Annotated in this window: 11 protein-coding genes and 2 pseudogenes; 9 read left to right on the forward strand and 4 right to left on the reverse strand. The window is 39.6% G+C overall.

Features of this window, described 5'->3' with window-relative positions; all coding sequences use genetic code 11:
- Window positions 1-15: 15 nt before the first annotated feature.
- The 8 genes and pseudogenes from smc (at window position 16) to QLH32_RS14985 (ending at window position 14,884) form a co-directional block, all read left to right on the forward strand.
- Complete coding sequence (gene smc, locus QLH32_RS14950; protein ID WP_283266839.1) at window positions 16-3,465, forward strand: chromosome segregation protein SMC; 3,450 nt, start codon at window positions 16-18, stop codon at window positions 3,463-3,465.
- Window position 3,466: 1 nt separating this feature from the next.
- Window positions 3,467-4,495, forward strand: a complete 1,029-nt coding sequence (locus tag QLH32_RS14955) for a cell division protein ZipA C-terminal FtsZ-binding domain-containing protein (protein WP_283266840.1) — start codon at window positions 3,467-3,469, stop codon at window positions 4,493-4,495.
- A 70-nt stretch (window positions 4,496-4,565) separates the two neighbouring features.
- Window positions 4,566-5,720, forward strand: a pseudogene (gene ligA / locus QLH32_RS14960) (NAD-dependent DNA ligase LigA); the annotation flags it as partial.
- 74 nt (window positions 5,721-5,794) lie between these two features.
- Window positions 5,795-7,738, forward strand: coding sequence for a BRCT domain-containing protein (locus QLH32_RS14965; protein ID WP_016652910.1), 1,944 nt, complete (start codon window positions 5,795-5,797; stop codon window positions 7,736-7,738).
- An 85-nt stretch (window positions 7,739-7,823) separates the two neighbouring features.
- Complete coding sequence (locus QLH32_RS14970) at window positions 7,824-9,383, forward strand: type I restriction-modification system subunit M (protein ID WP_016654342.1); 1,560 nt, start codon at window positions 7,824-7,826, stop codon at window positions 9,381-9,383.
- The gene (locus QLH32_RS14975; RefSeq protein WP_016654341.1) at window positions 9,380-10,645 is read left to right on the forward strand and encodes a restriction endonuclease subunit S; all 1,266 of its coding nucleotides are present in this window, start codon (window positions 9,380-9,382) and stop codon (window positions 10,643-10,645) included. The genes QLH32_RS14970 and QLH32_RS14975 overlap by 4 nt, the downstream gene beginning before the upstream one ends.
- A complete protein-coding gene (locus QLH32_RS14980; protein WP_016652907.1) occupies window positions 10,645-11,775 on the forward strand; it encodes an AAA family ATPase in 1,131 nt (376 codons plus the stop codon). Before QLH32_RS14975 ends, QLH32_RS14980 begins: the two co-directional genes overlap by 1 nt.
- Window positions 11,768-14,884: an HsdR family type I site-specific deoxyribonuclease gene (locus QLH32_RS14985; RefSeq protein ID WP_016654339.1), complete on the forward strand. Its 3,117-nt coding sequence runs from the start codon at window positions 11,768-11,770 to the stop codon at window positions 14,882-14,884. The genes QLH32_RS14980 and QLH32_RS14985 overlap by 8 nt, the downstream gene beginning before the upstream one ends.
- 335 nt (window positions 14,885-15,219) lie before the next feature.
- Here QLH32_RS14985 and QLH32_RS14990 read toward each other — a convergent pair whose 3' ends face one another.
- The 4 genes from QLH32_RS14990 to QLH32_RS15005 are packed head-to-tail and all read right to left on the reverse strand — an operon-like array spanning window position 15,220 to window position 21,746.
- On the reverse strand, window positions 15,220-16,575 hold the full coding sequence (locus QLH32_RS14990; RefSeq protein ID WP_016654338.1) for a site-specific integrase: 1,356 nt from the start codon (window positions 16,573-16,575) through the stop codon (window positions 15,220-15,222).
- A complete protein-coding gene (locus QLH32_RS14995) occupies window positions 16,575-17,111 on the reverse strand; it encodes a hypothetical protein (protein WP_016652904.1) in 537 nt (178 codons plus the stop codon). The genes QLH32_RS14990 and QLH32_RS14995 overlap by 1 nt, the downstream gene beginning before the upstream one ends.
- A gap of 16 nt (window positions 17,112-17,127) precedes the next feature.
- Window positions 17,128-19,116 carry a hypothetical protein gene (locus QLH32_RS15000; RefSeq protein WP_016652903.1) on the reverse strand — a complete coding sequence of 663 codons (1,989 nt, stop codon included), beginning with the start codon at window positions 19,114-19,116 and terminating at the stop codon, window positions 17,128-17,130.
- 11 nt (window positions 19,117-19,127) lie between these two features.
- A complete protein-coding gene (locus tag QLH32_RS15005; protein ID WP_171071214.1) occupies window positions 19,128-21,746 on the reverse strand; it encodes a hypothetical protein in 2,619 nt (872 codons plus the stop codon).
- Window positions 21,747-21,854: 108 nt separating this feature from the next.
- On the opposite strand from QLH32_RS15005, the pseudogene QLH32_RS15010 reads away from it, so the two are divergent.
- Window positions 21,855-22,736, forward strand: a pseudogene (locus QLH32_RS15010) (helix-hairpin-helix domain-containing protein); the annotation flags it as partial.
- Window positions 22,737-22,772 lie beyond the last annotated feature (36 nt).

A 22,772-nucleotide genomic window follows, 5' to 3' on the forward strand; every position in this document is an offset into this window, starting at 1 on the left:
TCAAAACACGGCGTTATGCGTTTAAGCAGTTTAAAACTTTCAGGCTTTAAATCTTTTGCCGATAGTACCACTTTAAATTTTAAGGCCAACCGTACTGCGGTCGTTGGTCCAAACGGTTGCGGTAAATCCAATGTCATTGATGCCATTCGCTGGGTGATGGGTGAATCCAGTGCACGCCAGTTGCGTGGTGGCAGCATGCAGGATGTGATTTTCACAGGAACATCCAAGCGTAAACCTGTCGGTGTGGCGAGTGTGGAACTTCGTTTTGACAATACCTATGGCAAGTTGGGTGGCGCTTATAATGCCTATAACGAGCTTGCGGTGCGTCGTCAAGTTACGCGTGAAGGCAAGTCTGAATATTTCTTAAATGGCACACGTTGCCGCCGTCGTGACATTACCGATATTTTTCTGGGTACAGGTTTAGGGCCACGTTCTTATGCGGTGATTGAGCAGGGCATGATTAACCGTCTGGTTGATGCCAAGCCTGAAGAAATGCGGGTGTTTATTGAAGAAGCCGCTGGGGTTTCCCGTTATCAGGCACGCCGCCGTGAAACCTTACAGCATCTGGAACATACCGAACAAAATCTGGCACGTCTGGAAGATATTGCGGTAGAGCTGAAATCACAGCTCAGAACACTCAAGCGCCAATCTGAAGCAGCAATTCAATACAAAACTTTAGAAAGCCAAATCCGAACCTTAAAAATCGAAATCCTTTCGTTCCAAGCCAATCAGAGCCAAAAGCTACAACAAAAATATACGGTTGAAATGACCACGTTAGGTGAACAATTTAAGTTGGTTCGTTCAGAGTCACATACGATTGAACATGATCTTGAAGCCACAAGTGCCTTATTCCAGCGGTTGATTCAGCAGTCTTCACCATTGCAACAGGAGTGGCAACAGGCTGAGAAGAAACTGGCTGAATTGAAAATGACGCTGGAGCAAAAACAGAGTTTATTCCAGCAAAACAGCAGCAGCTTGGTTCAGCTTGAGCAGCAAAAACTACAAACCAAGGAACGTTTGCAGTTATCCGAGTTGCAGGTTGAAACCTTAACCATGCAGTTTGATGAGCAAAATGAGCAATTGCTTGAGCTGGAACAGCAGACCCAAGCCGCCGAGCAGAATTTTACCGATATTCAGGCACAGCAAAAGCAGGCACAACAGCAATTTGAACAGCTTAAAACCCAAGTTGAAAAGCAGCAACAACAAAAGCTGCAAATGGCGGCACAGATTGAGCAACTAAGCAAAAATGTACTGCGGATTGAACAGCAAAAGCAGACCTTGCAAACGCAAAGCAGCCAGATTCGTGCTCAGGTTCAGGATGATGAACAGGTGCAGTTGGAACAATTACAGCAGCAGTTGCAACAAGAGATTGTTGAACTGGAAACTAAAATTGAGCAGTTACAGCAGGATGTACAAACCCAGCAGGATCAGCAACAGTTAAACAAGACTGATGTACAGAGTTTAAAAACAGAGATTCAGGTGTTATTGGCTGAACAAAAGAACCTGAATCAATTGGTGGCAAAGCAAAGTCCCAAACAGAACCAAGATATCGTTCGATTGATGCAAAACTTGCGTTTAACTGCTCAAGGTAAAACACATGCTGCCATCATTGAAAAGTTTTTAGCAAAGTGGTTACAGGCTCAACTTGTAGAACATGAGCAATCATTTCAAGAGGGTGTTGCTCGCCAATTAAAATCATCTGAACAGCAACAGAGTCAAATTAACCATTTGGCTTGTTTGAGTGCATGGATTGAAACACCACAAGCTTCACTGTGGGCAAATGTAGCTGTGGCAGAAAATTTGGCAACGGCACTGCGTCATCAGGTGGAACTAAACCAAGCACAATCCATTTTAACGCTGGATGGTTATCATGTTGGTGCAGATTGGGTGATTGGTCTGCACTATGATGAAGAGAGTCAGATTGCGCAAGGGATGCTTAGTCATCAAGTACGTTTAGAGGAAATTGAGCAACAACTGGCACAGAAACAGCCACAGTTGCTTGATCTGGAAAACCAGTTTTCACAACAACAGCAAAATGTGCAACAGCAGCAACACAGCCTGCAACAACAGCAACAGAGTTTGAAGCAGAAGCAAAAGGAGCTGCAACAGCTGGATGTACAAATTGCAAAGTTGCAAAGTACCGCACAGGCATTTGTGTTGCAGCAACAGCAACTGGCAGATCAACTGAAACAGCTCGATGTCCAGCTTGAAGAAGATGCCATGCAGCGGGATGATCTGGAAATTGATTTACATGCACTGGCACTAAAACTCGAAGCAGTATTGCCAAATTATAAAACCTTGCAGTTTCAGGTCGAAAATTTAAATGAACAACTGGATGAGCAGCAGCAACAGTTGACTCAACAGCAACAGCAACGTGAAAATCTGCGCCGTCAGACTTCTCAAGCCAATCAGCAAATTGAGTTACTGGAAAAAGATATTTCATTCCTGAAAACGCAGTATCGACAAATTATTGAACAGATTGAGCAGGCGAAGAAATTTGTTGACCCAATTCAACTGGAATTACCAAATCTGGAATCACAATTCCAAGAGCAATTCCAGCAAACTGAAAAATTGCAAAAAACATGGAATGAATGGCAACTTGAATTGAATCAGGTACAGGAAAAGCAGCAGCAACTGACTGAACAGCGCCATCAGGCACAGCAAAAAGATGAGCAGGTACGTGAGCAACTGGAACAGAAACGTTTGGCGTGGCAGGCGGCTAAATCAGATCGCGAGCATTATCTGGACCAGCTTAAAGAACTCAATGCAGAAGCTTTGTCTGACCTGACGATTGAAATTAAGGATCATCAGCAGAAACTAGAAAAAGCACAGCAACAATTTGAAAAAATTGGTGCGGTCAACTTGGCGGCGTCGCAGGAATATGAAGAAGTGTCACAGCGTTTTGATGAACTCAGTCATCAAATGCAGGACCTGCAAAATACTGTCGATCAGCTCAAAGATGCCATGAAGAGTATTGATCAGGAAACGCGTAAGTTATTTATGACTACATTTGACAAGGTGAATCAAGAGCTGCAACTGTTGTTCCCGAAAGTGTTTAATGGTGGTGAGGCGACCCTAAGCCTTGAGGATGACTGGCAGTCTGGTGTGAAATTAATGGCGCGTCCGCCAGGTAAACGTAACAGTTCTCTGGCATTATTGTCAGGTGGTGAAAAGGCCCTAACGGCACTGGCTTTGGTGTTTGCCATCTTTAGGCTGAACCCTGCGCCTTTCTGTGTATTGGATGAGGTGGATGCACCACTGGATGATGCCAACGTGCAGCGGTATTGTAATTTGGTAAAAGAGCTTTCTGAACAAGTGCAATTCATTTACATTACACATAATAAATTGGCAATGACAATGGCAACTGATTTACTTGGAGTGACCATGCCAGAGCCAGGCACATCAAAATTAGTGACTGTGGATTTAGAACAGGCAAAAGAATACGGGTTAGTTGCGGAGTCCTAGTATGGAAATGAATACAATAATAGGCATTGTTGTCGCCGTTGTGATTATGCTCGTTGGTTTGATCATGATTTTAAGAAAACCAAAACCAGTTGAGCCATCACTGGAAGCGGATTTACATATTAATCCTGAAAGTCAGCAGCCTGTGATTCCTCGTCACGTACGGGATCAGATTTTGCAAAATGATGTGGTCACCGCTGCAACCGACCGTGTTGAGCCAAGTTTTAAAACAGCACTGATTGAGGCTGAACCTCTAGTTGAAACACCTGTGCAGGCAGTTGCAGTTGAGGAAAAAACAGAAGAAACAATCAGTGAAGATACTGTGGTTGAGTCGACAGTGCAAGTTGGGACCAGTACGGAGAGTGAGGTCGTAACATCTGAGCCACAAGTTGAAGATGCAACAGCAGCATTGGAAAATCCAGAAAAAACTGAAGAAAATGAAGTTGAGGAAAGTGGCACTCAAGAAAGCAAGGCTGAATCAGAACTTAGCCTGAATCCAAATATTGAAACAGTTGAGATTGCTGAGTTTGATGGCGAAAGTAATATTCTGGATGTGCATCTGCATGAGCAGCAACGCTATGATGATGAAAGTGCGTTGGCAACAGCGGAACAGATCATCGCACTCAATGTTTATCCAAATCCACGTCGTGCCTTGTCGGGCGATAAGGCATTAAAGGTATTGCTGAAATATGGCCTGCGTTTTGGTGAAATGTCATGTTTCCATCGTTATGAAAACACCGATGAGCCAAGTGCATTGATGTTTTCGGTACTGCGTGTGACTGATAATGGCCCAGCGGGTTTTGACCTGGAAACATTGTCTGCGGAACAGGTGCAGGGTCTGGCATTTTTCCTTGCATTGCCAAACAGCAAGGCGGTGACAGGCTATGACATGATGACCAGTATCGCAGGCTTAATTGCGCGTGAGATTGATGGTAAAGTCTACGATGAAAACAATCTTGAATTCACGCCGCAGTTGAAAGAGCATTGGCGTCATCATGTGATTGATTATCGTCCAAATCAAGCAACGGTTTAATCAATCTTTTATAATAAATTCAGTAAAAGTTATAGGGCGGTTTTCCGCCCTTTTATATGGTGAAATTTAAATGGAACACAACTCAGTTATTGAGCAGATGCGTCAGTTGATTCAACTGATTGCAAAACACAATCATGCTTACTATGTGATGGATCAACCCTCCATTTCAGACAGTGAATATGACCATTTATTTCATCAACTCAAGGCTTTGGAGCAACAACATCCAGAATTTATTCAGGCGGATACACCGACCAATAAGGTCGGAGGACAGGCCCTGTCAAAATTTGAGAGTGTGACCCATACGGTTCCAATGTTATCTTTGAATAATGTATTCGAAGAGGATGAACTTCTTGCATTTGCTAATCGTGTTGAAGAACGATTACCAAATCAAAAAATTCAATATGATGTTGAGCTTAAATTCGATGGATTAGCGATTTCACTATGGTATGAAAATGGTGTTTTAATTCGTGGTGTAACTCGTGGCGATGGTGAAACAGGTGAAGACATTACTCAAAATGTTAAAACCATTAGAAATTTACCTAAAATATTATCTTCCAACGATTATCCTATTCCACGATTATTAGAAGTACGTGGTGAAGTGCTAATGCCTAAAGCTGGATTTAACAATTTAAATAGGCATCTAAAGAAACGAGGTGAAAAAGAATTTGCTAATCCTCGAAATGCTGCTGCGGGTAGTTTAAGGCAACTAGATTCTCAGATTACAAAAAATCGCCCATTAGCATTCTATGCCTACGGTGTTGCACAATGTATTCCTGATAATAATATTGGAACTATTAGTGGTAATTTAGATTGGTTAAAGCATTTTGGTTTTGAAAATTATGATCATTGGGTTGTGGATAATATTCAACATGCACAGAAAAAATATGAGCAATTAATTGCTGAGAGACCAAATTTAAGTGTAGAAATTGATGGCATGGTTATTAAAGTAAATAGCCTTGAGCAACAAAAACAATTAGGTTTCATCAGTAGAGCGCCTAGATGGGCAGTAGCTTATAAATTTCCTGCTGAATCTAAAACTACAGAAATTAGACAAATAGATTGGCAAGTTGGACGAACTGGAATTTTGACTCCTGTAGCTCGCTTAGTGCCAATTTTTGTTGGTGGTACAACTATTTCTAATGCCACATTGCATAATATTGGGGAGATTCACCGTTTAGATGTTCGTATTGGTGATAAAGTTGAGGTATATCGAACTGGTGATGTAGGTGTCACCATGAACTCAAGTATTTCAAGTAGAACTCAATTAGATTTTCAAATGGCAGTATAAGGGTAGCAGTAATGTCTAACTATAAATTTAACGACAACCAAATCGCCATTATTGAAAAGCTCGAGCTTAATTTAAGTATAGACGATGTAGAGAAACTCTTTTTTTCAAATAATCACAGTTGGGAAGAGTTGGAAATATTGCTTAAAGTTGCTAATGCTCTTTACAGATCCGGTTATCCGATTATTGAAGATAAGCAGTATGATGAATATCTTAACTACTTCAAAACTCTTGATCCAGAGAACCCATTCTTATTAAGTGTAGAGCCTGAAGTTTTAATCGATAGTAAGACTGTTCCACTTCCAAAGAAAATGCTTTCTACCGATAAAGCATATTCTTTGGAAGAAATTAAAAAATGGACGGAAAGGATTACTAAAGCCGCTTCAGAAATTGAATTTGATCAAAATTTGATTGAGATTAAGGTTACACCAAAACTTGATGGTTATGCTGCTTATGATGATGGTACAACTCTCTACACCCGAGGTGATGGGACAAGAGGTCAAGATATTACTCGTGCATTTGAACGAGGACTTAAAGTAGCAAAAAATGCAGGAAGAGGTTTAGGCCCTGGCGAAATCGTAATCAAGAAAAGTTACTTTAATAGGGTGTTGATAGAAAAGTTTGAAAACTCACGCAATATCCAAGCAGCAATTATCGCTGAAAAGAAAGTTGATGAAGATGTCCAAAAGGCAATTGATAAAGGTGTCTGTGTCTTCTACCCTTTTTCACTATTAGATAACTGGACGGGAAGTATTGAAGAGTTATTGTCAAACTTTGAGAGTATTCTTGAAAGTATGTGGAACTCAGTTGATTTTGATATTGATGGATTAGTCTTAGAAACTACAAATGCACCGATCAAAGAGCATATGGGCTCTACGAGAAAGTTTCATAGGTGGCAAATTGCTTTTAAAGTGAACGATGAATCGGCTGAAGTTGAAGTATTAAAAGTTGTTCCTCAGACCTCAAGGACTGGTCGAGTTTCACCAGTAGCTGAATTGGTTCCGACAAAACTTAGTGGGGCTACTTTAAGCAGAGTAACTGTTCACCACTATCATATGGTGAAGACAAATGGAGTTGGTCCTGGCGCAATCATTAAGCTAGTCAGAAGTGGCTTAGTTATTCCAAAAATTGAACAAGTTATTAAACCAGCAGAGCCAGAATTACCTGAAAATTGTCCTAGTTGTGGTGCTCATCTTATTTGGGAAGGCGATCATTTGATATGCCCGAATAAGTCAGACTGTCCAGCCCAAACCGAAAATACACTGATTCATTTTTTTAAAACATTGGGTAATGTAGATGGCTTTGGGCCAAAGGTGATTGAAAAAATAACCAATCAAGGTATTAAGCATATCCACGAAATCTATCAGATTCCTAAGCATCAATTTGTAGAGTTTGGATTTGGAGATAAAACGTCACAGAATCTTATTGATCAACTCCAAGCAAGTAGACAGATTGAAATAGAGGATTGGAGGTTTCTTGCTGCATTTGGAGTTACCCGATTAGCTGGCGGAAACTGTGAAAGATTACTTCAGCATCATGCCATTGCTGAAGTTTTTGAAATATCGGTCGAGGACTTGGTTAAAATAGATGGGTTTGCACAATTAAGTGCAGAAGCTATTGTTGAAGGTCTAGCAAATGTGAAAGAAGAGTTTTTTAAAGTATATAACCTAGGTTTCAATTTAAGTATTACGTCCAAGGAGTCTGATAGAGAGCGTTCAGATTCTCCTATAGCTGGATCACTTATTGTATTTACTGGTTCGATGCAACAAGGTTCCCGTAGCGATATGGAAAAGCATGCGAAAGCACTTGGGGCTAACGTGGCTAAATCGGTTACTGGTAAAACTACCTATCTAGTAACTGGCGACAAGGTCGGTGAAACTAAGATTATTGCAGCTCGTGATAAAGGCGTTAAAGTATTGACTGAACAGGAATACCTTAAATTAATTGGGGAACTTTAGAAAGCGGCTCATTGCTAAAAGCCAGTCGCGAATAGGCATACGCTGGTGGACAACCAATAAACGAATTAAAAGCAGGAATTAACAAATGACAAGTTTACAACAACGTGCCGAACTTCAACGCCAAATATGGGCGATTGCCAACGATGTTCGAGGCTCAGTGGATGGCTGGGATTTTAAACAATATGTACTGGGTACGCTGTTCTACCGTTTTATCAGTGAAAACTTTGTCAACTACATCACTGGCGGTGATGAGAGCGTTAATTATGCGGCCATGTCTGACGATGATGAAAACATCAAGTTTGCTAAAGAAGATGCCATTAAAACCAAGGGCTATTTTCTTTACCCTAGCCAGTTGTTTAGCAATGTGGCGGCTAATGCACACAAAAACGAAAATTTAAATACGGATTTGGCCGCTATTTTTGCTGCAATCGAAAACTCAGCCAATGGCTACGATTCAGAAAAAGACATCAAAGGCTTGTTTGCGGATTTTGATACGACCAGTAATCGTCTGGGTAATACGGTAGAGGCAAAAAACAAACGCTTGGCAGCCGTGTTAAAAGGCGTGGCAGGTTTAACCTTCGGTAATTTTGAAGACAACCAAATTGATTTATTCGGTGATGCCTACGAGTTCCTGATTTCAAACTATGCCGCCAATGCGGGTAAATCAGGTGGTGAATTTTTCACCCCTCAGCACGTTTCAAAATTGATCGCGCAGTTGGCCATGCACGGCCAAACCAGTGTCAATAAAATCTATGACCCTGCGGCGGGTTCGGGCTCGTTGCTGTTACAAGCTAAAAAGCACTTCGATGCGCATATCATTGAAGATGGCTTTTTTGGCCAAGAGCTCAACCACACCACCTACAACTTAGCGCGTATGAACATGTTTTTGCATAACATTAACTACGACAAGTTTAATATTCAGTTGGGTGATACCTTAACCGAACCGCACTTTTTAGATGACAAACCGTTTGATGCCATTGTCTCAAACCCGCCTTATTCGGTGAAATGGATTGGTAGCGACGACCCAACCCTTATCAACGATGACCGGTTTGCGCCCGCTGGCGTATTGGCACCCAAATCAAAAGCCGATTTTGCCTTTGTGCTTCATGCACTGAGTTACCTATCAAGCAAAGGTCGTGCAGCCATTGTTTGCTTCCCCGGTATTTTTTACCGTGGCGGTGCTGAGCAAAAGATTCGCCAATACCTTGTAGATAATAACTATGTGGAAACGGTAATTTCACTGGCACCTAACCTGTTCTTTGGCACCACCATTTCCGTGAATATTTTAGTTCTGTCTAAGCACAAAACTGACACCACCACCCAGTTTATCGATGCCAGCGGTTTGTTTAAAAAAGAAACCAATAACAACGTACTGACTGAGCAGCACATTGAAGACATCATGAAAGTGTTTGCCAGCAAAGAGAACGTGGATCATTTTGCTAAATCGGTTGAATTGGAAATCATAGCAGGCAATAGCTACAACCTTTCGGTGAGCAGTTATGTAGAGTCCGAAGATACTCGTGAGTTAGTAGACATAAATAAGCTCAATGCTGAGCTTAAAATTACCGTTGCGAAAATAGACCGACTTCGCAGTGATATTGATGCCATAGTTGCGGAAATTGACGGTGAGGAGGTTGAGGCATGAACCATTTTAGCTATGTAGAGAAACTACTCGATGGTGTTGAAGTGGTTTGGTTTCCGATCAGCGAAGTTACTGAGCGAACTACGAATATAAAGTGGCGTGAAACTTCTGAAAGCCATCAGTATATTGATCTAACTTCAGTCAACGTTGATACAAAAAAAATAATAGAAACAACAGAGGTAAAAGCTAGCAATGCGCCCAGCCGTGCTCAAAAGCTTGTAAAAAAAGACGATGTATTATTTGCAACAACTCGTCCAACACAAATGCGCTATTGCTTAATTGATGAGGAATATGATGGAGCAGTCGCGAGCACTGGATATTGTGTATTGCGAGTGAAAAGGGATGTGATTCTACCTAAGTGGATTTTGCATTTGATTTCCTCAAGTGATTTTAAAAAGTACCTTGAAGAGAATCAGAGTGGATCTGCATATCCAGCTATTTCTGATGCGAAAGTCAAAGACTTTAGTATCCCTATCCCATGCCCAGATAACCCAGAAAAATCACTGGCAATACAAGCTGAAATAGTGCGTATTCTGGACGCATTTACCGCTATGACCGCCGAGCTGACCGCCGAGCTGACCGCCGAGCTTAACATTCGGAAAAAACAATACAATTACTACCGAGACCAGTTGTTGAGTTTTGAAGAAGGTGACGTTGAGTGGAAGAATCTAGAGGATGTCGCTTCATTTAGGCGTGGCTCATTTCCTCAGCCATATGGAAACAGCGAGTGGTATGACGGAGAGGGCTGCATGCCTTTCGTTCAGGTTGCTGATGTTGCTGATTTCGGCTTTACACTGCATCAAACGACGAAGCAGAAGATTTCCAAACTTGCACAGCCAAAAAGCATTTTCGTTGAAAAAGGCACGGTTGTCGTTTCTCTGCAAGGTACTATTGGACGCGTTGCTATCACCCAATACGACAGTTACGTGGATAGAACTTTAGCAATATTTACCAGCTACAAAGAAGATATAAATAAAAAATATTTTGCACATCAGCTAAAAGCAAAATTTGATTTAGAAAAAGAGTTTGCAAGAGGAAGCACTTTGAAGACTATCACGAAGCAAGAGTTTTCAAAGTTCCAGATACCTATTCCACCAATTGAAGAACAAAACCGCATTGTGGCTCTTTTGGATAAGTTCGATACTTTGACTCATTCAATTAAACAAGGATTGCCCCGCGAAATCGAGCTGCGCCAAAAGCAATACGAGTATTATCGTGACCTGTTGTTGAGCTTCCCGAAATCTCATTCAGATGAGGCAGCTTAATGAGTAAAACGCTAACGGAAATAGCAGAGTTGTTGCAAGCATCCGACAAAAAAGTGCAGTTAATCTATGCCTTTAATGGTACAGGTAAAACACGTTTGTCGCGTGAATTTAAAGAGATCATCGCGCCAAAGGAAGATGGACAAGATGCGCTTATTGATGCAGAGCAAGCACCACTGTCGCGCCACAAGATTTTGTATTACAACGCGTTTACGGAAGACTTGTTTTACTGGGATAACGATTTAGATGCAGATGCCCAGCCGAAGCTAAAAATCCAACCCAATACGTTTACCGATTGGATATTAAAAGTACAAGGTCAAGAGCCTAATATCACCAGGTTGTTTCAGCGTTATAGCAACGAGAAGTTGACGCCTCATTTTAATGAAGACTTTACTCAAGTAACGTTTTCATTTGAGCGAGGAAATGCGGAAAGAGCACAGCATGTAAAAATATCTAAGGGCGAAGAAAGTAATTTTGTCTGGAGTATTTTTCATGGGCTTCTAGAGCAAGTTGTTAGAGTCATGAATAATCCTGATGAAGAGGATGATGAGAGCTTCAATCAGCTAGAATATGTGTTCATTGATGACCCCGTCAGCTCATTAGATGAAAACCATTTAATTGAACTTGCAGTTAATTTGGCGGAACTAATCAAGTTAAGCAAATCTGAGAAGCTTAAATTTATCATATCGACACATAATCCGTTATTTTACAATGTGTTGCACAATGAGCTTAATGCGAAAATCTGTTACTTGTTGCAACGTTTTGAAGACGGAACCTTTGATTTAAAAGAAAAAAAAGGTGGCGCGAATACCAGTTTTTCTTATCACTTGTATATCAAGCAATTGATTGAACAAGCTATCACGAACAATGAAATACAGCGTTTTCACTTCAATTTACTGCGCAACCTTTATGAGAAAGTCGCAGCATTTTTGGGGTACGCAGACTGGACAGCGCTATTACCAGAGAGCCGCGAGCTATACGCCAAACGAGTGATGCACTTTTATAGTCATCGTTCATTATCAAACGAAGAAGTTGCAGAACCTACCGAACCTGAGAAGCAGATTGTTAAGTTTCTACTTGAACATCTATTAAATAACTATGGTTTTAAACTGCAAGGAGCACAGAATGACTAGCACAACAAAGCCGATTGCAGAATCAAATAATTTTATTGTCTTAGACAAATACACAAAGCAAACGCAGATAAGTGAAAGTTACCAGAGCGAAGGTGATTTAGAACGTGAGCTGATTCAGGACCTAAGTAACCAGGGCTATGAATATTTACCTGCTCTGACGACACCCGATGCCATGATGGCTAATGTGCGCAAGCAGCTTCAAGCTCTCAATAAGGTCCAGTTTACTGATGGTGAGTGGGCTCGCTTTTGCGAGCAATACCTGAGCACACCCAGCGACAATATTCTCGACAAAACCCGCAAGGTGCACAGTGACTATATCTTCGATTTTGTCTTCGATGATGGCCATATAGAAAATATCTACCTATTCGACAAGAAGACCATTGCTCGTAACAAAGTGCAGGTCATTAAGCAGTTTGAACAAACGGGAAGCCATGCCAACCGTTATGATGTGACGATTTTGGTCAATGGTTTGCCTTTAGTACAAATTGAACTGAAAAAGCGTGGTGTGGCTATCCGTGAGGCGTTTAACCAAATACATCGCTACAGCAAAGAAAGTTTTAATGCAGAGAACTCGTTGTACAAGTTCTTGCAGCTGTTTGTGATCTCTAATGGCACCGACACGCGCTACTTTGCCAATACCACTAAGCGAGACAAAAACAGCTTCGACTTCACGATGAACTGGGCGAAGTCAGACAATACGCTGATCAAGGATTTAAAAGACTTTACCGCCACTTTTTTTCAGAAAGAGACGCTACTTGAAGTGATCTTGCGTTACTCGGTGTTTGACGTCAGCAATACTTTGCTGGTAATGCGCCCCTACCAGATTGCCGCTACAGAGCGCATTTTATGGAAGATTAAGAGCGCGTTTAACGCTAAGAATTGGAGCAACACCGAGAGCGGCGGATACATTTGGCACACCACGGGTTCAGGCAAAACACTCACCAGCTTTAAAGCGGCACGTTTGGCCACCGATTTAGACTGTATCGATAAAGTCTTCTTTGTGGTGGACAGAAAAGACCTCGACTATCAGACGATGAAAGAGTATCAGCGGTTCTCACCTGATAGTGTGAACGGTTCAGACAGTACCGCAGGGCTTAAGAGTAACCTAGATAAAGACGATAACAAGATTGTCGTTACCACTATCCAAAAGCTCAACAACTTAATCAAAAGCGAAAGCGATTTAGCTATCTACAACAAGCAAGTTGTCTTTATTTTTGATGAGTGTCATCGAAGCCAGTTCGGTGAAGCGCAGAAAAACCTGAAGAAGAAATTCAAAAAGTACTACCAGTTTGGCTTTACCGGTACGCCAATTTTCCCTGAAAACGCCTTGGGTGCTGAAACCACTGGCAGCGTGTTTGGCCAGCAGTTGCACACTTATGTGATCACTGATGCCATTCGTGATGAAAAAGTACTCAAGTTCAAAGTGGACTATAATGATGTTCGTCCGCAATTTAAGAGCATTGAGACTGAGCAGGATGAAAAGAAGCTTAGTGCCGCAGAGAACAAGAAAGCGTTCTTACATCCAATGCGCATTCGTGAAATCTCGCAGTATATTCTGAGCCATTTTAACCAGAAAACGCATCGAGCCTATTCTGGCGCCAAAGGGTTTAACGCCATGTTTGCGGTCAGTAGTGTTGATGCGGCGAAAGCGTACTACGAAACATTTAAAATATTGCAGGCCGAGGCTGAGAATGGACCCACGAGTAAACCTCTACGCATTGCGACTATTTTCTCATTTGCTGCCAATGAAGAGCAGGACGCTATTGGTGATATTTTAGATGAGAGCTTTGAAGTTAGCGCGATGAACAGCAGCGCGAAAGAGTTTTTGAGCGCCGCGATTAGCGATTACAACGCCATGTTTAAATCTAACTATGGCGTGGACAGTAATGGCTTTCAGAACTACTACCGAGACCTTGCCCAGCGAGTGAAGAATCAAGAAGTTGATCTGCTTATCGTGGTCGGTATGTTTTTAACGGGCTTTGATGCGCCTACGCTTAATACCTTGTTTGTTGATAAAAATTTGCGTTATCACGGTTTGATGCAGGCGTTTTCTCGAACTAACCGCATTTATGATGCAACGAAGACCTTTGGCAATATTGTTACCTTCCGGGACTTAGAGCAGGCAACCATTGATGCCATCACCTTGTTTGGTGACAAAAACACCAAAAACGTGGTGTTGGAGAAGAGCTACAAAGAATACATGGAAGGTTTTAACGATATTGCTACCGGCCAGGCGCGTCGAGGTTTTGTTGATATCGTAAAAGAGCTGCAAGAACGCTTTCCAAACCCAGAAAATATTGAAAAAGAACAAGATAAAAAAGAGTTTGCCAAACTGTTTGGTGAATACCTAAAGGCAGAAAATATTTTACAAAACTACGATGAGTTTGCTGGATTAAAAGCACTGCAAAGCTTAGATACCAGTGATGGACAAGCTGTTGAAGAGTTCAAGTCAAAGTACTATCTGGACGATGCTGACATCGAGGCAATGCAAACTATCGATATGCCGAGCGAACGTGCTATCCAAGATTATCGCTCTACTTACAATGATATCCGTGACTGGTTGCGACGCGATAAAGAAGGTCAGGACAAAGATAAGTCAACGGTAGACTGGGACGATGTGGTCTTTGAAATTGATTTGCTTAAATCTCAAGAAATAAACCTCGATTACATTCTTGAACTGATTTTTGATCACAATAAAAAGAACAAGAGCAAAGAAGGCTTGATTGAAGAAGTTCGTCGTATGATCCGCGGTAGCCTTGGTAATAGAGCGAAAGAGAGCTTAGTGGTTGATTTTATTAACCAGACAAACCTAGATGAGATCAATGACAAAGCCAGCATTATCGACGCTTTCTTCAAATTCGCCCAGGTGGAGCAGAAGCGCGAAGCCGATGCTATTATTGCCTCTGAAAAGCTCAATATCGATGCTGCCAAACGCTATATTGCGTCATCACTCAAGCGTGAGTACGCCTCTGAAAATGGCACTGCTCTTAATGAAGCGCTGCCCAAACTCAGCCCCTTGAATCCGCAGTACCGAACCCAGAAGCAAACGGTTTTTCAGAAAATCGCCGCTTTTGTTGAAAAATTCAAAGGTGTGGGTGGGCAGATATAGAATCTCTTGAGGGAATAGATCAATGGAGGATGCGGTTTGCTAAGAGCTATTTCAGATTTGTTAAACTACTCACTGGGATTGAAAGGACGTCAAATTGCCAAGGAGCTGAGACTGGAAAAGTCTCAAGTGAACTCGTTTCTCCAAAACAATCAGGATAAGATAGTTGACGTTCTATACATGAAGAAAGAGTAGCAACAAAAATAGCGTTGAAAATGGACTTATCAATCATAATCTCAAACGTAATCGATCAAAATGATGGTCACAAAAAGAGGCTTCAGAAGCTTTGGACGTTTCCCGCTCGCATATCTGAGCTGAAGAACAAAGGCTGATTGGTTTTATGTGAACTTCTTAAATCCATCTATCGTTGAAAGAAGAGAATCTAAAGCTTCAGCTTCGTTTATTTCCTTTAAGCGGAACAAATTTGCAATTGAGATCATTTTCTTTACACGAATTCTAATTTGAGGAGAAACATTGCTCATATCTATATCTGCTTGATCGTTTTTTTCATTATATTCAGTGGCTAGATGCACATAATGTGATAAAGATTCATTGTTTGCGTGCATGGTAACTTTACGGCATGCATTTGAAGCAACACTCAGAATACTTGAAAAGCTACCTTGTGCTGATATTTTCTTAATTGCTTTAGCTATATTAAGGGTAATAAATCTATGGCGAAAAGAATGATTGGTTAGGTGCCTCAGAGCCTCACAATACTTACTACCGTTAATAACCTTTTTTGCATAATTTTTTAAATAAGTAGATTTCAATGGTTTTCCTGTGACTGAATCGACAAAAAGAGCATCATGCTTCATATCAGGAAACATATCTTCAATTACATGGACGTATAAAAGAATAACTTGAATATCCTCATGGGTAGTCCTCACTGATCGAGTTTTACCTTTGTATTTTCCTTTCCTTATGGGAATATTTCGGATTATTGGCTGCTTGTCACTGATGAGTAATGAATCCGCTGCCTCTTTTATCATAGTTCGGGTTATCTCGTGAGCTTCACTTATTCTAGAGCCTGTAACATCTAGTAATGTGGTTAAGGCTTCCCACCTGCTTATGAGGAATGTATTTATTCTTGGATGGTTGGTTGTGCAGTTGATGGCATCTAGCCACATAACTAACTCGTGATCATGCACGTATTCAACTTCAGAGGCAATGTTAATTAGTCCAACAAGTGATTCATGATAAAAATATTCACCTGTTATACTTCCTTTCTTGAATTTAAGTTTTTCATAATGCACGCTGAATATTTTATCTGGATCTTTCCCTGTAGTGCCTAGTTTCCATTCTGGATACATTTTACTGAGATAATCTATATACTCAATTGCAGTCCTTCCATGTTGAATAATAGTACCGTCTTTAATATTCCTATCTTTTGACTCCTTAATATATTGATAAAGAGTGCTATCATTAATCTCGCTCAGATTTATAGAATTATCTTCAAGGAAATCACAGAACAAATTTAAACTATATGCTTTTTTTTGAACGGTTTTTGCTAATGGGCGAATATTATATGTTTGTGAACCACCGCCATAATGAGTAATAAATGAATTAGCATTCCAATCAAACTTACCACCTTTCTTTAAAATCATGGGAAGTGGGCAATCATTGTTTTGGTCTATTCGCCTACTAGTATTGAGAAATTTAAGGTTAGGATCTTTTGCAACGACTACAGAAGACATTATTTAACCAGCCATAGTCGATTTCTACCTAGGATTTGAGCCTGAGATAGAATAAGCTTTCTATATGCTGCATCGATTTCCTTATCTTCTCGACATTGATCTAAAAGACTCATATAAGCTCTATACACTTCCGCTAATGCAACACGTAATTCCTCGTTTTCAATTTTTAGTTTGTTCACTTCCTTTTGTGATATTCTAGTGGTGGAATTACCTTTATCCTTCCTTTCTGATTCTGAGAGTTTAGAAAGCCTATGATTGGCATTTTTAATTGAATCAATTAGATCGTTTAAATATTTTAAGTTATGCGCAGCATGAGCTGTATTGTAAGAATAAGATATAATATTATGTTCACTATCATTCCACTTATGAACTGAAGTTTGTGAAATGGTGTTATTTTTTATTTCCAAGCTGCTAGGTATATCTTCGAAGCATTCTATCTTATTTATGAGTTCAGTTTTTCGCTTTATAGATGAGGATATTTCAATCTTTTTATCGATAACTGATTTTGAAGTTTCCCCCTTCTTAAACTTTGACATAACTAAATTCCTACTTTTATGGCTTAATAAAGTAAAAGAAAACTTCGTTTCCATCGATCTTACAGAAACGGACTTGTTGACCTGTTTTTTCTTTATGTTCGTCAATCAATCTACGAACCAGTGTCTCTAGCACAGTTGAAATATTTGTTGACTGTCTGGCTTTGTTAATTATGCTTCTCACTGCTTCATCACCATTAATATGCTTGTTTAATGATGCCCCTATCCGTGCAATAGTAGCCTCAGCTTCGTCGATCCATTCATCATCAGGTGACACTTCTGCATAATAGAATGTTTGATCGAGGTTAGAGTGGCCCATGAACCAAGATAGCTCATCTAATCCAACTTGATCTGAGAAGTTAAAATACACTACAGCAAATAGTCTTCTAAATTGGTGTGTTGATGGATACCATCTTTTTCCACCGATCAGGGGAGATTCAATCCAGTCCATAAACATATTAATGGAAGCATTAATATAGTCATCGCTTAAAGGGTGTTTAGAGTTTTCCCCACCATCTTCACGAGCTGCACTTATTGATCTATATGACAATGCACAACCAAATAAAAATAGTTCATTCTCATCTCCTATAAAACCTCGTCTTTCTTCAAGTTCACATACCATTAAAGCGAACTCTAGACCGTAATCGTATATTAAATCAGGGATAGGTCTATGTACTTTTTCTAACTCTAACCTTTCTGAGCTTTTAGGAATTTTCATGACTATGTCAAACAAGCCATCAACTGGGGATTGTACAAAACAATTACGGTTTAAAGTCCGCAATGATGTTGCTCTGCCAGCAGAGAAGCTGGCGATCAAAATCCATATTGCAGCTGTGTAAAGTCTGATAGCCATATTAACAGACATGCCATTTCTTAATTCGCTATAGTCAAATTTATTGTCATCTCCTTTTTCCCATGACGTAATAATTAAAGGTTTGAGAGCGTCTGGGATCTTAGTTGTTTTATATACATAATTCTTTATCTCTAGGCTATATTTCCTGCTGGTTGATAAAGCTATACCAAGTTCTTTTATCCTGTTAACTTCGCCTTTAGATAAATCCGAAAGGTACTGACGAAGTGGCTCCCCATAAACGCGTGCAAAATGTAATGCTGAGGAGGTTGTATGAAGGGATAATGAAATTGGCATCAATGGAGTTTTTACTCTATCGATCATTTCATCAAAAATAGTCCTTCCCGAAGAAAACAGTTTCATTGGCGAATACTTAAACTTATATTTTTGGGCAGTTCTTGCAGTAAAAAAGGCTTCCAGTTTAGATATTTCATTAGAGATTGTACTTTGACTTGGAAACAGATCAAAGTCTATGTCAAACTCTCGTGTACATGCATTATTGTATTCTCGCTTATACATCAATTTAGAAGTAAAGCTATCATCTTTTGATTCTAAGTATTTAATTATTTTGTATTTAAGACTTTTAAATTCCCTAGTTGTAAGAGCAAACTCAGTTTTTATTAAAGACCAGTTTATATCGCTCCTTGAGTTCCATTTTATTAATATAAAATTAACTGCTTTCTCAAACAAAGCCCTCTCTACATTAAAAGATAACAAGTAATGTTTCAACTCTTTGAATTTGATTTGCTCTAGGCTTCTAACTAAAGGTTCGCTTTTGGCAATACGAAATTCATTTGCATGGTAGATGAGGTGAATTACAGATATAGCGATATCCGAAATCCTAGTTGGTCTTGTAATTTTACCTGTTGAATCAAGATAAAGAAGACTGTTACGGATATCTATTAATAATGCTTCATTAATTTTGTCAGTCAGATACTCATTATCTGCAATCCTTTGTTTGAATTCAAACTTTTGTGCTTTATTAATGTTTTCCTTGTAGAAGGATAAATTAATACCAACTTTGGATAAGTACCAAGTTTTATCATTTATAGACTCGTTCAACATCCATCGAGGTTTAGGGTAAGAGGAATTAACAATGGTCTCTGGCAAGTCATTAGGGTCTATGCATTCCTTGATAGGGCTTAAACTACTTTTCATTATTTACACACCTAATAACTATTTTTCTCGACATTTAACTGTGCTTTCCTAAGCATATTCTTCATCATTACTGAGGACTCTTGCCCAATCTTATCAAGTACATCTTTACAGTTTTTCTTTAACTTCTCATCTTTACCATCTTTCGCATATTTTATAGCTAGTTGAAGGTTTTGATCAGATACACAAAAATATAGTGGGGTATCTTCCTCATTATCTATACAAGGGTTAGTTAGTTTTTTGTATAAATTACCTCCCATATCTGGATTGTTGAAAACTTGTTTTAGCTGTAATTTAAATTCGGCCTCACTCATATTTAGTGACTCGAAAGGTAATTTATCAGATGAGGTAGCCATAAACAGAAATATCTTCTGAAAGTTTCTTATTTTGAGCCTGTAAATTATCTCAGTTAAATATTTCGGGATGTAACGATTAAGAGTTGTCTTAACAGTATTGCCAAAATATGTCGCAGTCTTGATGGAGTCGCCATTTGATTTTAAATAAATTAAAACACCTTTTGATGTACGTACTTTTTTTAATGTAGCTTCCTGCAAAGTCGTGTTCTGAGGTGAGAGCGTCAAGCAGAACTTATTAAATTTATTTTGGAATGTTTCAGGACATGGAACAGTGACACCGTGACAAGTTAGGCAAACCCATAGATCTCGTATTCCCAAGGTCTCTCTGATTCTTGCTGTCATTTCTAATGCCATTCTTAAGCAAGTAGCTGCATTTATTTCATATGCATCTATATCGGCTAATGATTTATAAGATCCTTCTGCCTTTCTTGAGCGAGCGTTTCTAGCTCGTGGCTTTAAAGCTTTAATTCTTACAGAACCCTCATCATCCACTATAACAAATTCATGGCCGTGACCGTCAGATGATATTTTTACTCTATAAAGCGAGTACGGATTAATCCCTAATTCTTCTGTGATGATGGTTTGCATCGCAGATGCAATACTGCTTGTTAAGCCTAGATATCCAAGGATATCTTCGCTTATAGCGAGACCGTTAATATTATGTTGAGTTTTGCCATTCAGTAGATCATTAAAGTAATGATCGTAATAAGCAGTTAAATTATTTAAGCGTAGTGGATGTGCGCTATTAAAAGGGTTTATCTTTGACTTAGAATTGCTGCCTTTTGTTCTACTTACGAGAAATTGAGGGTGGTTCATGAATTCATCAAACTGGCTTTGCTCTATGATGATATTTTTATTACAAAACTTTTTGTACCCCTGAAAAACAATCTCTTGGGCGTTTTTCACAAGGATACACAAGTTATATGAAAGTTCGCTCTTTAAAGATTCGATAAACTGGGGAGTGTGTATGTATTCATCACGCTTTTTTTCATCATACATGTCCACTTCACATATGAGCGGGTTGTTTTTTCGCACCTTTTCCGTATTTGTACACCTACGTAAATTGTCCGGCATTTCAAGGTTTTCTGGTAATAGGCTATGTTTAACTAACACATCAAGTGAGTTCTTAACGTTCTGGAATTTACTATACGCAGTATTTCTTTGATATTCATCAAGCAAGTTACCTCTATATTTTAAAAGCTCACCTTGAATAATTCTGGGATGTTTATACCACTCAATATTAGTTGATGAAATTTGCTCTAAAAATTGAATTAAGGGCTCTCTATGATGTTTCTTATGCTTAAAACTGTTAACGTGCTCTTTTAATCTATTCGCAATTTCTGGAGTGCAGGTGGAGTTTAGTATTTTATTAAAGTTCTCATCGGCGCTGGATTCATGTGCGAAAAGATTCGATATTTCTTCTGGTATAATTTCTGACTTAATTAGTTTGAATTGAGATTCAGTTGGTAAAGTAAGAAAATTATCTAGCTTATTTAATTCTTTCTTGTTAAAAAAATCTGTATTAATTAATCGTTTAATGATCATTATAAGATTATTGATTAAGGCTATACTGCTTTTAAAAGTGTGTCTTTTGCAAAGGTCTATTCGAATATATTGTAGGCTTTTAGCTAGTTCACCTGAATCGTTATTGTTAAGTGGTTCATACAGTATTGCTATGTATCTTTTCATTAAAAATGATAGTTGGGTTTGTCGCTGCTTATTCGACTGAGATATAAAATTAGAAATTAAATAATAAACATCAGCATTCAAAATTCCTGATAAGTATTCAAGTCTTAGCACAACAGTAGGTGAGAGGGGGGCATCTTTAGCGTTGCCTACTGTATCTGATTTGGAAAGGTCATAGTTGAGTTTGAGAGAAACCTCGAATGGAATTTTCTCAGCCTTACAGGCTTCGTATTGAGATTCAGTGAGACTACACATGAGAGAAGATAGACCATCGACATTTCCGCCTTTGAAATAGCTCTCATCAATCATGTGCTTTATGAGCAAGCAAATCTTTTCATACCTTTCATTTGCATCTTTAAATTTATTCTGCTGGCAAAGGTCTGCACGAATGTAAGTAAGGTTAAGAATTAGCTCGTTTGTATCATCATTGTTGAAAGGTGAATGGATCAGTTCGATGTACCGAATCAAGATAAGGGAAAGCAAGGGTTGCTGATTCGTGCTCTTAGAATCAATCCATTTTCTGACCAACTCACCGACACTAATAAACGTAGATAAAAAAATGAGCCTTTCGTCATGATTTATCACAGCCATTCTCTTTTTGATAGTTTCAACTAGTGAAGATGTTCAAGTTTTATATCAAAACTTCAGTTATTACAATAATATTTGCATTATGAAAAGTTAGTTGTAAGGTGACACTTTGATGTTATCCCTAAAATTAAAAGAGTAAAGTTTGATTTACGTTTACCAAATAAAGAATATGAACTTATTCAATTACCATCATACTGTCCAGTATGTAATTCACCAATTATAATGCCAGAGGGCGAGGCACTGGCTCGCTGTTCAGGTGGCTTATATTGTGCAGCACAACGGATTGAAGCCATTCGCCACTTTGTATCCCGTAAAGCTCTGGATATTGAAGGTTTGGGTGATCGTTGGGTCGAGTCTCTATTACACCTTGATTTACTCAAGGACGTTGCTGATATTTATCATTTGCATGAGCATCGTGAAACGCTGCTGACCATTGAGAAAATGGGTGAGAAATCTGTTCAAAACCTGATTGATGCGATTGAAGCCAGCAAGAAAACCACTTTGGCACGTTTTATTTATGCACTCGGGATTCGTGGTGTGGGTGAAACCACCGCACGTATGTTGGCAAATACCTTTCAGACTTTTGATGCGTTAAAGTCAGCAGATATTGAGGCACTCAAGAAAACCCCTGATGTCGGTGAAATTACCGCAGAATGGATCGCTGACTTCTTCCAGGCTTCGCATAACATTGAGGTGCTGGATCGCCTGCTTGCCGCAGGCATCCACTGGGATGCACCGACTGCACCGACTCGTCAGCCATTAAATGGCGAAAGTTGGGTGGTGACAGGAACACTGGAAAGTATGGGGCGTGATGAGGCAACGCAGAAGCTTCAGGCTTTGGGTGCTCGTGTTAGTGGTAGTGTTTCAAGTAAAACCAAGTGTGTAGTTGCGGGTGAGAAAGCAGGAAGCAAATTGGACAAGGCACAGAAACTGGAAATTCGGGTGATGAATGAACAAGAGTTTTTAGAGTTCTTGGCGCAGTATGAGGCTTAAACTTTTATTTTAACTTATATGGACGAACACAGTTTG

The organism is Acinetobacter corruptisaponis, assembly GCF_030053775.1.
GTDB lineage: Bacteria > Pseudomonadota > Gammaproteobacteria > Pseudomonadales > Moraxellaceae > Acinetobacter > Acinetobacter corruptisaponis.

Coding starts and splice junctions, on each gene's coding strand:
- QLH32_RS14990 (WP_016654338.1), bottom strand. CDS start 16,575: ATGTCTTCTGTAGTCGTTGCAAAAGATCCTAACCTTAAATTTCTCAAT.
- smc (WP_283266839.1), top strand. CDS start 16: ATGCGTTTAAGCAGTTTAAAACTTTCAGGCTTTAAATCTTTTGCCGAT.
- QLH32_RS14965 (WP_016652910.1), top strand. CDS start 5,795: ATGTCTAACTATAAATTTAACGACAACCAAATCGCCATTATTGAAAAG.
- QLH32_RS14970 (WP_016654342.1), top strand. CDS start 7,824: ATGACAAGTTTACAACAACGTGCCGAACTTCAACGCCAAATATGGGCG.
- QLH32_RS15005 (WP_171071214.1), bottom strand. CDS start 21,746: ATGGCTGTGATAAATCATGACGAAAGGCTCATTTTTTTATCTACGTTT.
- QLH32_RS14955 (WP_283266840.1), top strand. CDS start 3,467: ATGGAAATGAATACAATAATAGGCATTGTTGTCGCCGTTGTGATTATG.
- QLH32_RS14985 (WP_016654339.1), top strand. CDS start 11,768: ATGACTAGCACAACAAAGCCGATTGCAGAATCAAATAATTTTATTGTC.
- QLH32_RS14975 (WP_016654341.1), top strand. CDS start 9,380: ATGAACCATTTTAGCTATGTAGAGAAACTACTCGATGGTGTTGAAGTG.
- QLH32_RS14995 (WP_016652904.1), bottom strand. CDS start 17,111: ATGTCAAAGTTTAAGAAGGGGGAAACTTCAAAATCAGTTATCGATAAA.
- QLH32_RS15000 (WP_016652903.1), bottom strand. CDS start 19,116: ATGAAAAGTAGTTTAAGCCCTATCAAGGAATGCATAGACCCTAATGAC.
- QLH32_RS14980 (WP_016652907.1), top strand. CDS start 10,645: ATGAGTAAAACGCTAACGGAAATAGCAGAGTTGTTGCAAGCATCCGAC.